General features: G+C 71.9%; 14 protein-coding genes. 6 read left to right on the top strand and 8 right to left on the bottom strand.

Going from position 1 to position 13,750, the window contains the following annotated elements; all coding sequences use genetic code 11:
• Positions 1-80: 80 nt before the first annotated feature.
• Together KBX26_RS13110 and trmB are read right to left on the bottom strand one after the other, a co-directional pair.
• Positions 81-2,594 (bottom strand): RNA helicase, encoded by a 2,514-nt coding sequence (locus KBX26_RS13110; protein ID WP_210865523.1) that lies wholly within the window; start codon positions 2,592-2,594, stop codon positions 81-83.
• Positions 2,595-2,695: 101 nt separating this feature from the next.
• Entirely contained in the window at positions 2,696-3,403 is a 708-nt protein-coding gene (gene trmB, locus KBX26_RS13115) for a tRNA (guanosine(46)-N7)-methyltransferase TrmB (protein WP_030335080.1), read from the bottom strand.
• A gap of 130 nt (positions 3,404-3,533) precedes the next feature.
• Here trmB and KBX26_RS13120 point away from each other — a divergent pair, with 130 nt between their 5' ends.
• A complete protein-coding gene (locus tag KBX26_RS13120) occupies positions 3,534-4,241 on the top strand; it encodes a hypothetical protein (protein WP_210865560.1) in 708 nt (235 codons plus the stop codon).
• A 307-nt stretch (positions 4,242-4,548) separates the two neighbouring features.
• Positions 4,549-5,214 carry a class F sortase gene (locus KBX26_RS32330; protein WP_307857808.1) on the top strand — a complete coding sequence of 222 codons (666 nt, stop codon included), beginning with the start codon at positions 4,549-4,551 and terminating at the stop codon, positions 5,212-5,214.
• 140 nt (positions 5,215-5,354) lie between these two features.
• Here the strand turns inward: KBX26_RS32330 and KBX26_RS13130 are convergent, their stop codons facing one another.
• Entirely contained in the window at positions 5,355-6,230 is an 876-nt protein-coding gene (locus KBX26_RS13130; RefSeq protein WP_210865525.1) for an alpha/beta fold hydrolase, read from the bottom strand.
• Positions 6,231-6,545: 315 nt separating this feature from the next.
• Between KBX26_RS13130 and KBX26_RS13135 the strand changes: the two genes are divergently transcribed.
• The gene (locus tag KBX26_RS13135; protein ID WP_210865526.1) at positions 6,546-7,514 is read left to right on the top strand and encodes a zinc-binding dehydrogenase; all 969 of its coding nucleotides are present in this window, start codon (positions 6,546-6,548) and stop codon (positions 7,512-7,514) included.
• A gap of 191 nt (positions 7,515-7,705) precedes the next feature.
• Here the strand turns inward: KBX26_RS13135 and KBX26_RS13140 are convergent, their stop codons facing one another.
• The 3 genes from KBX26_RS13140 to KBX26_RS13150 are packed head-to-tail and all read right to left on the bottom strand — an operon-like array spanning position 7,706 to position 9,796.
• Positions 7,706-8,023: an antibiotic biosynthesis monooxygenase gene (locus KBX26_RS13140; RefSeq protein WP_030335071.1), complete on the bottom strand. Its 318-nt coding sequence runs from the start codon at positions 8,021-8,023 to the stop codon at positions 7,706-7,708.
• Between the two features lie 17 nt (positions 8,024-8,040).
• Positions 8,041-8,838: an exodeoxyribonuclease III gene (locus tag KBX26_RS13145; protein WP_030335068.1), complete on the bottom strand. Its 798-nt coding sequence runs from the start codon at positions 8,836-8,838 to the stop codon at positions 8,041-8,043.
• Between the two features lie 37 nt (positions 8,839-8,875).
• The gene (locus KBX26_RS13150; protein WP_030335067.1) at positions 8,876-9,796 is read right to left on the bottom strand and encodes a proteasome assembly chaperone family protein; all 921 of its coding nucleotides are present in this window, start codon (positions 9,794-9,796) and stop codon (positions 8,876-8,878) included.
• A gap of 418 nt (positions 9,797-10,214) precedes the next feature.
• Between KBX26_RS13150 and KBX26_RS13155 the strand changes: the two genes are divergently transcribed.
• From KBX26_RS13155 to KBX26_RS13165, 3 genes are all read left to right on the top strand, one after another.
• Positions 10,215-11,069 carry a peptidase M23 gene (locus KBX26_RS13155; protein WP_210865527.1) on the top strand — a complete coding sequence of 285 codons (855 nt, stop codon included), beginning with the start codon at positions 10,215-10,217 and terminating at the stop codon, positions 11,067-11,069.
• A gap of 108 nt (positions 11,070-11,177) precedes the next feature.
• Entirely contained in the window at positions 11,178-11,324 is a 147-nt protein-coding gene (locus KBX26_RS13160; protein ID WP_167457721.1) for a hypothetical protein, read from the top strand.
• Between the two features lie 49 nt (positions 11,325-11,373).
• On the top strand, positions 11,374-12,129 hold the full coding sequence (locus KBX26_RS13165; RefSeq protein WP_210865528.1) for an EcsC family protein: 756 nt from the start codon (positions 11,374-11,376) through the stop codon (positions 12,127-12,129).
• Between the two features lie 15 nt (positions 12,130-12,144).
• Here KBX26_RS13165 and KBX26_RS13170 read toward each other — a convergent pair whose 3' ends face one another.
• On the bottom strand, positions 12,145-12,999 hold the full coding sequence (locus tag KBX26_RS13170; protein ID WP_030335062.1) for a GDSL-type esterase/lipase family protein: 855 nt from the start codon (positions 12,997-12,999) through the stop codon (positions 12,145-12,147).
• 119 nt (positions 13,000-13,118) lie between these two features.
• Complete coding sequence (locus KBX26_RS13175; RefSeq protein ID WP_210859995.1) at positions 13,119-13,712, bottom strand: antibiotic biosynthesis monooxygenase; 594 nt, start codon at positions 13,710-13,712, stop codon at positions 13,119-13,121.
• Positions 13,713-13,750 lie beyond the last annotated feature (38 nt).

Raw genomic sequence — 13,750 nt, forward strand, 5'->3', positions numbered from 1 at the left:
CGCCCAGCGAAAGAAGGGGTGCGGAAAACGCGACAAAGGGGGCCGTCCGGCGTGCGGACGACCCCCTGCCGAGACGCCTGTTAGAGCTGGCCGACGTCGGTGATCCGGACGACCGCCGCACCGATCTCGTCCGAGGCGGCCAGGTCGACCTCGGCGCTGATGCCCCAGTCGTGGTCACCGTCCGGGTCGTCGAAGATCTGCCGTACGGTCCACCGCTCCCGGCCCTGCTCGATCATGAGCAGCGCCGGGCCGCGGGCGTCCGGCCCGACCCCGATCGAGTCGTACGCCTCGAAGTACGGCCCGAGAGCGTCGGCCCAGGCGTCGTAGTCCCAGCCGTCCTCGGCGTCCAACTCGGCGAGCAGGTCCCAGCGGCGCAGCGCGGCCAGCTCGACGCGGCGGAACAGCGCGTTGCGCACCAGCACCCGGAACGCCCGTGCGTTGCGGGTCACCGCCGGTGGCCGGTCGGCGAGGGCGGCGTGCGCCTGGGCCACCTCGGCCACGTCGGACGGGTTACGCAGCCGCTCCCACTCGTCGATCAGGCTGGAGTCGACCTGGCGGACCAACTCGCCCAACCACTCGATGAGGTCGATCAGCTCCTCGGTCTTGGCGTCCTCGGGCACTGTCTGCCGCAGCGTCTTGTACGCGTCGGCCAGGTAGCGCAGGACCAGGCCCTCCGAGCGGGTCAGCCCGTAGAACTGCACGTACTCGGTGAAGGTCATGGCCCGCTCGTACATGTCGCGGACCACGGCCTTGGGGGAGAGCTGGTGGTCGGCGACCCAGGGGTGCCCCTGCCGGTACATCTCGTACGCGGCCTCCAGCAGCTCGGCCAGAGGCTTCGGGTGGGTCACGTCCTCGAGCAGTTCGAGGCGCGCCTCGTACTCGATGCCCTCGGCCTTCATGGCGGCGACGGCCTCGCCGCGCGCCTTGAACTGCTGCGCGGAGAGGATCTGCCGGGGGTCGTCGAGGATCGACTCGATCACGCTGAGCACGTCGAGCGCGTACGACGGGGACTCGGCGTCGAGCAACTCGATGGTGGCCAGGGCGAGGGGGGAGAGCGGCTGGTTGAGGGCGAAGTCGAGCTGGAGGTCGACGGTGAGCCGGATCCGCCGGCCGGTCTCGTCCGGTTCGGGCAGCTCCTCGACGACACCGCCGGCCCGCAGCGCCCGGTAGATGGCGATCGCCCGGCGGATGTGCCGGCGCTGTGCGGCCGGCTCCTCGTGGTTGTCGGTGAGCAGGTGTCGCATCGCGGCGAACGCGTCACCGGGCCGGCCGATGACGTTGAGCAGCATCGAGTGGCTGACCTGGAAGCTGGAGGTCAGCGGCTCCGGCTCGGCGTCGACAAGTCGGTCGAAGGTGGGCTGACCCCAGCCGATCGAACCCTCCGGCGGCTTCTTGCGCACCACCTTGCGGCGCTTCTTCGGGTCGTCGCCGGCTTTGGCGAGGGCCTTCTCGTTGTCGATGACGTGCTCGGGGGCCTGCACCACGACCCGGCCGATGGTGTCGTAACCGGCCCGACCGGCCCGCCCGGCGATCTGGTGGAACTCCCGGTTCTTGAGCAGTCGGGTGCGTACCCCGTCGTACTTGGACAGGCCGGTGAACAGCACGGTGCGGATCGGCACGTTGATGCCGACGCCGAGGGTGTCGGTCCCGCAGATGACCTTGAGTAGACCGGCCTGGGCGAGGGTCTCCACCAGGCGGCGGTACTTGGGCAGCATGCCGGCGTGGTGCACGCCGATGCCGTGCCGGACCAGCCGGGAGAGCGTCTTGCCGAAGCCGGCGGTGAACCGGAAGTTGCCGATCGCCTGGGCGATCATGTCCTTCTCGGCGCGGGTCGCGACGTTGACGCTGGTCAGCGCCTGGGCGCGTTCCAGCGCGGCGGCCTGGGTGAAGTGCACCACGTACACCGGGGCCTGCTTGGTCTCCAGCAGCTCCTCGAGCGTCTCGTGCAGCGGCGTCATCGCGTACGAGAAGATGAGCGGGACCGGCCGCTCGGCCGAGCGCACGACGGCGGTCGGCCGCCCGGTGCGCCGGGTCAGGTCGTCGACGAAGCGGGTGGTGTCCCCCAGGGTGGCGGACATCAGGATGAACTGGGCCTGCGGCAGCTCGATGATCGGCACCTGCCACGCCCAGCCCCGGTCGGGCTCGGCGTAGAAGTGGAACTCGTCCATGATCACCTGGCCGACGTCGGCCCGGTCGCCCTCGCGCAGCGCCAGGTTGGCCAGGATCTCCGCGGTGCAGCAGATGATCGGGGCGTCGGCGTTGACGCTGGCGTCGCCGGTGAGCATCCCGACGTTCTCGGCGCCGAAGACCTCGCAGAGCGCGAAGAACTTTTCCGACACCAACGCTTTGATCGGCGCGGTGTAGAAGGTCGTGCGGCTGTCGGCGAGGGCCGCGAAGTGGGCCGCGATCGCCACCAGGCTCTTGCCCGAGCCGGTGGGCGTGTTCATGATCAGGTTGGCGCCGGAGACGATCTCGATGACCGCCTCTTCCTGATGCGGGTAGAGGTCGAGGCCGCGCTCCTTCGCCCAGCCGGCGAACGCGTCGAAGAGGGTGTCGGGGTCGGCGCTTGTCGGCAGCGCGGCGGTGAGCGTCATAGCCTGTCCATGGTGCCTGGATCATGCCCCGCTACGCCAACCGGGCCCGCACCGGACCCCGCCCAGACGCCCCGCCGCATGCGGTTAGGGCGTTTCGTCGGTCACCGCCGGCGGTACAGCAGGTCGGCGACCGGCCGACCGGCGGTGATCGCCCGCCGCTCGAACTTCGTCACCGGGCGGTGCGCCGGACGCGGCGCGAAGCCGCCGTACGCGTCCACCAGCTCCGGATCGGCGTCCAGCGTTGCCTTCATCGCCTCGGCGTACTCGGCCCAGTCGGTCGCGCAGTGCAACACGCCGCCCGGGCGCAATCGTGACCGCAGCAACGCCACGTGCGTCGGCTGGATGATCCGCCGCTTGTGGTGGCGGGACTTCGGCCACGGGTCCGGGAAGAAAACATGCACGGCGTCCAACACATCCTCGGGCAAGCCGCTGACCAGGGACAACGCGTCGCCCTGTGCCACCCGTACGTTGCGCAGGCCAGCGCGTTCCACCAGGTCGAGGAGGTTGGCGATTCCCGGCGTGTGCACCTCGACCGCCAGATAATCTCGATCCGGGTCGGCGGCGGCCATCGCGGCGGTGCTGTCGCCCATGCCCGAACCGATCTCCAGCACCACGGGCGCCCGGCGACCGAACAGGTCGGCCAGGTCGACGGGCACCACAGGTCCGTCCGGCACATCCAGGCCGTACGCGGGCCAGAGCCGGCTCAGCGCGTCGGTCTGCCGGTCGCTCATCCGACCCCGTCGGGGGTGGAACGTGCGGATCGTCCGGCTCGGGGGCGGGACGGCGGGAGAATGGTCGGTGGCGGTCACAGCGTCCCGAGCCTACGCGACGCCGCCAGCGGATCGGATGTGATGTGCGACCGGAAATGAGAGGATCCAACTGGTACGGCAGGTCGGGTGCGCCACTGCCCGACCCGGCCGCACGGCGTCGAGAGGGGGCATCGTGAGACTGACCCGCGGCGTCGTGACCCTGTCGCTGGTGACCGTGTTCGCCAGCCCTCTGCTGGCCGCCGCGCCCGCGCTCGCGGCGTCCGTGCCGGCGCTCGCGGCGTCCGTGCCCGCCCTGGCGGCACCTGCGCCCGTCCTCGCGGCATTCGCGCCGGAACGCGGCCTCGCCGCTCCTGCCGTGTTCCAGCTCGCCGCCGGCGCTGCGCCGGCCCGGCAGCCGGAAGGGCCGCCCGGTGGCCCGCCCGGTGGGGCGCCTCAACCGCCGTCGCCGGTGGACATCTTCGTCGAGGTCAGTCCCAGCACGGTGCAGCCCGGCTATCTGGTCGGCATCCGGGCCAGTTGTCGGGACAACTCGGTGGGCGCCACCGTGGTCTCCGACGCCTTCGGCGCGGTCGGCGTGCAGCCGCAGCGCGGGGTGCTCACCGCCGCGCCGATGGTGCGCGAGCGCACCCGCCCCGGCAACTACCGGGTCAAGCTGGAGTGCCGCGACGGCGAGACCGCCTCGACCATGCTCCAGGTGGTCAAGAAGACGCCGTCCCCCCAGCCCAGTCGCGGTCCCGCCACCGGCTTCGGTGGCGGTGCGGGCGGCATGACCGGCGAGCTGCTGTTGCCCGCCGGTGCGGCGCTGACCATCACCGGGCTGATCCTCGCCGTGGTGGCGCTGCGTCGCCCACGTCTGGTCCGTGGCGCTGGGCGCTGAGCCGGCCATGGAGATCTTCCGACCCGCTTCGCCGCCGCCAGGCCCCCGACCGTCTCCCGGCCCCCGCCCGTCGTCGAGCCCTCGCCCCTCTTCCGGGCCCCGCCCGGCGCGTGACGACCGCTCGCCTGCCAAGGACCGCCGCGCCCGAGACGACCGGTGGCCGACGGACGACCGGCTCCCGCGTGACGACCGCTCGCCTGTCAACGACCGCCGCGCCCGGGACGACCGGTGGCCGACGGACGACCGCTTCGACGACGATCGCCGCCTGCCGCTGGACGACAGTCCGCTGAGCCCCGAACGCCCGACTGTGGCAGCCCGTCCGCCGACCGCCGTCGCCCCTCGGCGTAGTCGCCCCTCCGGCCGTAGCCCGTGGTCGATACCGCTGGCAGTGGTGCTGGTGTTGGCCGGGGTCTTCGCCACCGGGGCGGGGCTGGGCCGCTCGGTCGGCCCGCTCGACTTCGCCCCCGCCGGCGGTGACCGGCCGGCCCGCAGCGAGTCAGTCGGGTTGTCGGCCAGCCGCCCGGTGCGCCTTTCGGTGCCGGCGATCAAGGTGGCCGCGCCGGTGGCACCGGTCGGGCAGGCGCGCGACGGCTCGATCGCCGTACCACCGTTGGAACGGCACAACGAGACCGGTTGGTACGACCGCGGGCCCACCCCCGGTGAGCCGGGCCCCGCGGTGATCGTCGGGCACGTGGACACGAAGACCGGCCCGTCGGTCTTCTACGACCTGGGCAAGCTGAAGCCCGGCGACCTGATCGAGGTGGCCCGGGCGGACGAGTCGGTGGTGGTGTTCCGGGTCGACACCGTCGAGCACTTCCCCAAGGACCAGCTGCCCGCCGAGCGGATCTACGGCCACGACGGGCCACCCGGGCTGCGGTTGATCACCTGCGGCGGCCAGTTCATCGGCGGGCGCACCGGCTACGCCGACAACGTCATCGCCTTCGCCACCTTCCAGTCCACCCGCAAGCAGTGACCGGCGGTCGGGGCGCTTGATCCACTCGCCTTCACGGAAACCGGGGTAACCACGTCGCCCGGACACCCCCGGATCAATGAACCCGAGTGGATCAAGCCGTGGATGGGCGGCCGAGCGTCAGCACAGTGGGCGGCCCAGCGTCAACTCAGGAAGGTCAGTAGTTGGCGGGTGGTCTCGTCGGGGGCCTCCTCCGGGATGAAGTGCCCGACCGGGACCGGCTCGCCGCGCACGTCGTCGGCCCACTCCCGCCAGATCGCCATGGGGTCGTCGTAGAGCTTCGCGACCTGGCCCCGCTGGCTCCAGAGGAACAACACCGGGCAGGCGATCTTCCGGTTGCCCCGGTCCGCCTCGTCCTGCTGGTAGTCCACCGTCGCGGCGGCGCGGAACTCCTCACAGATCGCGTGCGCCGTGGCGGGGTCGCTGAACTGCTTGACGTACGCCGCCCGTACCTCGGGCGGGAAGGCATCTTTGACCTCGGGCCAGGTGTCGAGCATGAAGTCGACGAGCACTGCGGGCGCTGCCTTGATGAACTGCTCAGGCACCGGCGCCGGTGCCGCCAGGAAGGACCAGACCCAGTAGGAGAGGCTGAACGCCCTGTCCGCGCGGTTGTAGACGTCGCCGATGGGAACCACGTCCATGACGGCCAGTCGGGTGACGGCGTCCGGTTCGTCCAGGGCGAGACGGTACGCGCAGCGGGCGCCACGATCATGGCCGACGAGCCGGAACTGCTGGTAACCCAGAATCCGCATCATCTCGATCTGGTCGCGGGCGATGGCGCGCATGCTGTACGGCTCGTGATCCGAGGTGCTCGGCGGTGTGCCGCTGTCGCCCCAGCCCCGCAGGTCGGTGGCGACGACTGTGTACTTCTCGGCGAGCCGTGGCGCGACCTTGTGCCACATGAGGTGCGTCTCGGGGATGCCGTGCAGCAGCAGAACGGGCGGCCCGCTTCCACCTCGGCGGCCGTGGATCGTCGCGCCCGGCGTCTCGATGTCGAACACGTCGAAGCCATCGAACATGGCCAGAATCCCCCGAACCTTGGCAGGCGCCCCGGGCGAACGGCGTGGCGCGGCTGGCGGGGCGACTGGTGGCCGACTACCGCGCGGGCCGCCTCGACGCTATCAGCGGAGACAGCCGGTCCGGCGCGATTCGACTGTGGTGCCGGCCTGAGCACCTCCGCGGGTGTGGCGGCGCGGTTCCGACATCCCGGTCAACTCCGCCATCGATCTCCGAACCTCTGGCTTGACCTCAACCAATGTTCAAGTCCTAGCGTCGCTGAGACGACGTGTCGAGGCGGCTCCTAGCCGTCGGACCGCGGCTGATTGGAGACATACGTGCGTGCGATCCAGGTCTCTGCGTACGGGGGTCCGGAGGTTCTGATCCTGGTGGACCTGCCCGATCCGCAGGCCGGGGAGGGGGAGGTCATTGTTCGGGCCGAAGCCGTGGACACGATCTACGTGGAGACTCAGATCCGCAGTGGCTGGGGGGAGAGGTTCGGCGTCACCCCGCCGTACGTGCCGGGCGGCGCAGCGGCCGGAACGGTCGTCTCCACCGGACCGGGCGTCTCCGCGTCCTGGCTCGGCCGCCAGGTCGTCGCGGGTGCCGGGACGCGGGGTTCGTACGCTGAACTGGTTCGGACCAGCGTCGACCGGCTGGTGCCGGTCCCCGACGGTCTGGGCCTGCGGGAAGCGGCTGGTCTCGCACACGACGGTGTGACCGCCATGGGCATCATCGACAGCCTCGGCGTCAAGCCTGGCGACCGGGTGCTGATCCTGGGGGCCGCGGGCGGCATGGGAACGCTGCTCGTTCAGCTCGCCCACGGTCTCGGTGCGCAGGTCGTGGGAGCGGCCCGTGGCGCGGACAAGCTCACACTTGTACGACGGCTCGGCGCCGACGCTGTCGTCGACTACGCCACGGAGGGGTGGGCCGACGCGGTACGCGAAGCCCTTGGTGGTCTGTCCGTCGACGTGCTGCTGGACGGTGTCGGGGGAGATCTGGGCAGCGACGCCTTTCATCTGGTGGCCGACGGCGGGCGGGTCTCGGCCCATGGGGCGGCGAGTGGCACCTTCGCCACGGTGGACCCGCAGAGTGCTCAGGCGCGCGGCGTCGACGTACACGGCATCGCGGACGTCCAGTTCAAGGCGCCGAAGATGGTGCAGCTCGCGAGCAGGGCTCTGACCGAGGCGGTGCAAGGGCGGATACGCCCGGTCATCGCACGCGAGTACCCGCTGTCCTCCGCGGCCGACGCTCACCGCGCGATGGAGGCGCGCTCGATCCCAGGCAAGGCCCTGCTCATTCCCTGAGGCGGGTTGGTCGGAAGCGGTGGCCCGCGACCCGGACCGTTGCCAAGGTCGCAACAACTGTCCGCAGCTTGACTGGGCGATCGAGCTGACTGCCGAGGTGGCTTCGGTCAATCCTTGAAATCGGAGTGTCCCACTGATTCGGACACCCCGATTTCCCTGAAACCGAGTCGATCAAGCGCCGCGAGGGTCAACTAGGGCTGGGGGACGTGCAGGGCCACCTCGAACTCCAGGAGGCTGGCGCCGGTGGCGACCGGGGGGCGGGGCTTGTCGCCGGGCGCGCTCGCGTGCGCGGCGCGGGACGGACCGGCGGCCCAGGCCTGGTACGCCTCTTCGCTCTCCCACTTCGTGTAGACGAAATAGCGGGTCTCGCCGGCCACCGGGCGGAGCAGTTCGAAGCCGAGGAAGCCGGGGGAGCTCTCCACCGTGCCGGCTCGGGCGGCGAACCGCTTCTCCAACTCCGCGCCGCCGCCGGCCGGGACGTCGATTGCGTTGATCTTCACGACTGCCATCTGCCCACCCTAGCCAGTCAGAACGCCTCGACCGCGGGCACCAGGTCCGCGTCGACAACGATCGGCGCGTGGTCGGAGGGGCCCTTGCCCTTGCGGGCCTCGCGGTCCACGTACGCGGAGCGGACCGCTCGGGCGAACGGCGCGGACGCGTACACCAGGTCGATTCTCATGCCCTTGTTCTGGTGGAACATGCCGGCGCGGTAGTCCCAGTAGGTGAAGGGGTGCGGGCCCTTCATCGGGGTCGGCACCACGTCGGTGAGGCCGAGGTCGCGCAACGCCGCGAGGGCCGCCCGTTCGGCCGGGGTGACGTGCGTCGAGTGGGTGAAGACCGCCGGGTCCCAGACGTCGGCGTCGGTCGGGGCGACGTTGAAGTCGCCGCAGACCGCCAGCGGCAACCCGGCGGCCAGCTCGGCGTCCAGCGCGTCACGCAGTGCCGCGAACCAGGCCAACTTGTACGCGTAGTGCGGGTCGTCCGGCGTCCGGCCGTTGGGCACGTACACCGACCAGACCCGCACCCCGTCGCAGGTGGCGGAGATGGCTCGGGCCTCGGGCTCGGGGAAGCCGGGCTCGTCGGCGAACCCGACCCGGACGTCACTCAGCCCGGCCCGGGACAGGATGGCGACCCCGTTCCACCGGCCGTCGCTGTGGCTCGCCACGGTGTAGCCCAGCTCGCCCACCTCGGTCACCGGGAAGGCGCCGTCCGGGCACTTGGTCTCCTGCAGGCAGACGACGTCCGGCCCGGTGTCGGCCAGCCACTGCAGCAGCCGGGGTAGGCGGGCCTTCACCGAGTTGACGTTCCAGGTCGCCAGGCGCATGCCCCCAGCCTGCCGCATTCGCCCGCGCGACGCTGGTTCAGCTGCCCGGGGTGTCGCCGGGACGGGTCTGTTCGGCCAGGAACCGTTCCAGTTCCGCACCGAGTTCGTCGGCGGTGGGCAGGGGACCGGCGTCCGGGGCGAGCAGGCTCTTCTCGCCCCGACCCCGGGCGAACGCGTCGTACTGCTCCTCCAGGGCCTGGACCAGGGCCGCGGCGTCCTCGGTCTGCGCCACCTGGCGGTCGATCTCGACCCGGACGACCTCGGCGGCCGAGCGCAGCCCGTCGCCGGGCAGCAGCAGCCCGGTGCTGCGGGACACCGAGGTGAGCAGCACCTCGGCGGCGGCCGGGTACTCGGTCTGCGCCACGTAGTGCGGCACGTGGGCGGCGAAGCCGAGCGCGTCGCGGCCCTGCTCGCCGAGGCGGAACTCCAGCAGGTGACCGACGCTGCCGGGCACCTGGACCCGTTGCAGCCAGGGCTCGTAACCGCTGATCAGCTCCGGGCGGGTGGCGTGTGCGGTCACCCCGGTCGGGCGGGTGTGCGGGACCGCCATCGGGATCGAGTTGAGCCCCACGGTGAGCCGGACGTCCAGCCGGGCGGCCAGCCCGGCGACGGCGGCCACGAAACGCTCCCACTGCAGGTCCGGCTCGGGGCCGGTGAGCAGCAGGAACGGGGTCTCGTCGTCGTCGTGCAGCAGGTGCAGCTCCAGCTTGGGCGCGTCGACGCTCTCCCAGTGGTCCTCGACGAAGGTCATCACCGGTCGCCGCGACCGGTAGTCGAAGAGCTGGTCGACGTCGAAGGTGGCGATCGGCCGACCCTCCAGCGAGGTGAGCAGCTGCTCACGCGCCAGTCGGCTGGCGTTTCCGGCGTCCACGAACCCGGTGAGGGCCTGGATCAGGACCGGCTGCCCGAGGTCGGGCAGATCGTCGGTGAGCTGGTAGAGCTCGTGTGGGTCGAGCACCGGTGCGGACCTCCCTGAAATGTGCCTGCGGGGCGCGCTCGCGACGGAGGGCACCCGTTCGGGCAACGTACCCGCCATCCTGGTGCATTCCTGCGCCGGGCGATCCGTTGGCCGGGTGGTGGGCATGACCGGACCAATCGGTTGTTTGTGCCAGCCGGCTGAGCCGCTTGGCCGATCGGTTGAGGGGCGGTTCGGCCCAAAGGCCGAGTTTGTCGATCATGTCAGGCCGGGTGTGGGATGTCCGGCTCTGCGACTTCTGTGGCGGTCCATGCGCGGCACCCGCTTCATCCGGTACGCGAGGTCCGTTCCCCGGGCGGGTCGACCCGCCCGGGTCGTCCACCGGTACCCGTCGAATCTGTGTCGAGGGCCACGTGATCACCGTGCGTGATCGGGCTCTCGGCCTGCCTAGCCTCGGCTGATGCGTGACGACGACACCCTCGACGAGACGTACGCCCCGAGCACCCCCACTGCCGATACGGAGGATGGCACCTCAACCGAACGGACAACCGCCGCGAGCCGGCTCCGGGCGTACGCCCGGGACCTGACCGGTCGACGCCGGGCACAGCTGGCGCTGGCGACGGGCGTGGTGTGCTGCCTCGGTCTGACCGCCGTCGTCCAGGTCCGCGACGAGGACGCCGGAGCGGCGACCCGGGGCGGATCGCCCTCCAGCGCCGAGCTGGCGCAGCGCGCCGAGCAGCAGGGCGCCTCCCGCTCCCTGGACCGCACGGCCGCCCCGAGCGCGTCCGCCGCCGCCCCCACGGCGAGCCCTGCCGACCCGGACACCACCGCGTCGGCCCGCAAGGTCGCCCCGGCCCGCCCGACCGACCCGGCGCCCGTCGCCGGGCTGGACGAGGACCAGATGGAGAACGCCGAGGCGATCGTCCGCACCGGCCGCAAGATGGGGGTGCCGCGCCGGGGTCTGGTGATCGCGGTGGCCACCGCCATGCAGGAGAGCAACCTCTACAACGTGGCCAGCGGCGTGCTGCCCGAGTCGCAGGACTATCCGCACCAGGGCATCGGCTGGGACCACGACTCGGTCGGGTTGTTCCAACAGCGCTCCAGTAGCGGCTGGGGCCCGGTCGGGCGGTTGATGGACCCCGAGTTCGCGACCCGGCAGTTCCTCGCCGCGCTGCAGCAGGTGCCCGGCTGGCAGGGGATGCGGCTCACCGACGCCGCCCAGGCGGTGCAGGTCTCCGCGTACCCCGAGCACTACCAGCAGCACGAGTGGCGGGCGACCCGGGTCGTTGACGCCATCGTGCCGGCGGGGCGGTAACCTACCGCCCACTATGGACGGTCAGGGTTGAGGCTGTCGCATCCCGGGTACATGTCTTGCGGGTACGGGGTACAAACATGACTACGGGATCGTCGACAGGAGGACGACATGTCACTGATGCAGCGGATCACCACGTTCCTGCGATCACCGAAGGGGCAGCAGTTGGTCGAGCGAGGTCGTCGGGAGATGGCCAAGCCGGGCAACCAGCAGAAGCTGAAGGGGTTGGCGGCCAGGCTGTCCAACCGCCGCCGCTGACCGCTCCATCGGCCGCCCTGTCCACCGATCCCACCCCTGGGGAGACCTGGTGACCGACACCCCGCCCGTCGGCGGTCAGCCCGCCGCTCCGACTCCGCAACCGTCCGTCGACCTGCCGGCCGGGCCGGTGGACGCCCCCGAGGGTCCGCCGGCCCGGCTCTGGGACCGGATGCGTGACGACCCGCAGTACGCGCCGGAGCACCTCGCCCTGGAGGCGGTGCGCCGCCTCGGGCCGGAGGCCGTGCAGTGGGCCGCCCGGGCCCGGGCCGAGCAGCCCGGGGTCTCCGCCGATGTGCTCGCCGACCAGGCGGCCCGCAAGTTCGTCAACCTGGCCCGGCTCTCCGGCGCGGTTTCCGGCGCGGCCGGGCTGCCCGGCGCCGTGATCGACGTGGGCGTGCTGGCCTGGACCCAGGCGCGGATGGTGCTGCACATCGCCGCCGCGTACGACGTCGACCCGCTGCACAGCGATCGGGCCACCGACCTGCTGGTGCTCCAGCGGGTGCACAAGGTCGCCGAGAGCGCCCGGCTGGCGCTCGGCGTGGCCGCCGGCCGGGAACGCGCCGACGCGCTCTTCGGCCTGGGCGGCCAGCGTCCGCTCGGTCGGGTCATGCTGCAACTCGGCATCCGGCTGGCCCAGATGGCCGGTGTCCGGGCCGCGAAGCGGATGGTCGCCAAGATCGTCCCCGGTGCGGCCATCGTGCTCGGCACCTGGGCCAACTCGTCGGCTACCAAGGACCTCGCCCAGCGGTCCCGGGCCCTCTACCGCTCCCGTGGCAGCGTCGTCCCGGAGCCGCGCCAGCCCTGACGTGCGTCCCGGTCCTCAGCTGGCCAGGCCGGAGGAGCGCCAGGTGACCTCGGCGATGCGGCCCTGGCCGGTGGCGTTGGGGTGGAACCAGTCCAGCGGGTTGAGCAGATCCAGCGTGAACCGGACCTTGTGCAACGCGCCGCCGTCGTGCCGGCACCGGGACCCGTACGCCCGGCAGGCCGCCGTCAACTCGGCGTTGTAGGCGGCGATCCGATCCCGGACGGCGGCCCGGCGCGCCCGGTCGGCGGGGGCGGTCGAGGTCGCCTCGGCCAGCAGGGCCGGGCAGATGCCGCCCCGCCGCCACGCGCGGGTCGCCCGGGCGTCGTCGTGCCCGACCTCCCAGAGCCGGTACAGGTCGGGGATGCTCACCACCAGCACCCGGGCCTTCGGCCGGCCGGTCCGCAGAACCCGCAGCCCCTGGTCGACGTCGGCCCGGAACTGCTTCACCGGCGTCATCGCGTCCACTCCGCCCCGGCAGACGTCGTTGGCGCCGATCAGCACCGTGACGTAGTCGGCGCGGTCGCGTACCGCCGCCTGGGCCTGACCGGCGAGAGCGTCCGCGCGGGCGCCGGGACGGGCGTGGTTGTACCTCCGGTCGCGGATCGCCGAGTTCTGGTCCAGCAGCCGTCGGTAGTGGCTCTGCACCCGCAGCCCGTCCCCGGTCGACCAGGAGTTGCGCTCGCAGGAGGTGAGCACCAGGCAGGAGGCGAAACCGGTGCTGATCGAATCGCCGAGGGCGGCGATGCCGCCGGGCCCACCCGACGGCGGGGCGCTCGTGGTGGGGCGGGGTGTCGCCGAGGTGCCACCCTCGCAGGCCAGCGCGACCAGCGCCGCGAGACAGGCCAGGGCGGCAACCCAGCGTCGAGGCATGACGTCTCCCGTTCCGCAGCACAGAGCGACAGCGCGGTAACTCTATGCGCAGGACGCGGTGTGCCGGGAAGTTGCTGTCGGGTATGCGGCAGAGCGCCGACACGGAAGCCGTCGAGGTGCTATACGTCCCGCCAGGGTGCCGGCTGGCCGTGCAGCCACCAGTGCAACGCCCGGGTGATCCGGGGCAGCACCAGATAGGTCATCAGCGGGGTCAGGCAGAGCGTCATCAGGAGCACCCGGGCCGCCAGCGGCACCGCGTCGAGGAAGCGGCTCGTCAGCAGGGTGGCGGTCAGACTCAGCGGGAAGAACGCCAACCAGATGGTCACCGCCTGCTTCCAGCGGGGCGGCGACGCGGGCGCGACCGGCTCCACCGGGTCCACCGAGTGCTCCAGCGGCCTGTCGAACCAGCCCTCGATCCCGGTACGCCGCTCCACCCGGGTGTGCTCGACGATGCCCTGCGCCGAGCTGAGCCACCAGTGCCGCTGCGGCGACTCCTCCCACCGGCGCAGCGTCTCGGCGTCGGCGAAGCGGTAGAGCATGTGCCACTCCGGCGAACCGGGGCCGCTCTGCACCCAGCCGGCGCCCAGGAACCCGGGGAACGCCTCGGCCAGCGCGGTGCCGGCCCGCATCCAGGCCACCATCTCGCTGGCCCGGTCGGGGTCGACGCGGCGGGCGATGGAGACGGTCACCGGCACGGTGAGGGTCATTGACATGCGCTCATCCTCCGGCCGGCGGGGCCGCGGCGCGAACG

This window comes from Micromonospora sp. C97 (assembly GCF_018070385.1).
Classification (GTDB): domain Bacteria; phylum Actinomycetota; class Actinomycetes; order Mycobacteriales; family Micromonosporaceae; genus Micromonospora; species Micromonospora parva.

Bases quoted from the DNA above. Each gene is read 5' to 3' on its own strand.
- KBX26_RS13110 (WP_210865523.1), bottom strand. From the start codon at position 2,594: ATGACGCTCACCGCCGCGCTGCCGACAAGCGCCGACCCCGACACCCTC.
- KBX26_RS13130 (WP_210865525.1), bottom strand. From the start codon at position 6,230: ATGTTCGATGGCTTCGACGTGTTCGACATCGAGACGCCGGGCGCGACG.
- KBX26_RS13140 (WP_030335071.1), bottom strand. From the start codon at position 8,023: ATGGCAGTCGTGAAGATCAACGCAATCGACGTCCCGGCCGGCGGCGGC.
- KBX26_RS13145 (WP_030335068.1), bottom strand. From the start codon at position 8,838: ATGCGCCTGGCGACCTGGAACGTCAACTCGGTGAAGGCCCGCCTACCC.
- KBX26_RS13155 (WP_210865527.1), top strand. From the start codon at position 10,215: ATGCGTGACGACGACACCCTCGACGAGACGTACGCCCCGAGCACCCCC.
- KBX26_RS13160 (WP_167457721.1), top strand. From the start codon at position 11,178: ATGTCACTGATGCAGCGGATCACCACGTTCCTGCGATCACCGAAGGGG.
- KBX26_RS13170 (WP_030335062.1), bottom strand. From the start codon at position 12,999: ATGCCTCGACGCTGGGTTGCCGCCCTGGCCTGTCTCGCGGCGCTGGTC.
- KBX26_RS13175 (WP_210859995.1), bottom strand. From the start codon at position 13,712: ATGTCAATGACCCTCACCGTGCCGGTGACCGTCTCCATCGCCCGCCGC.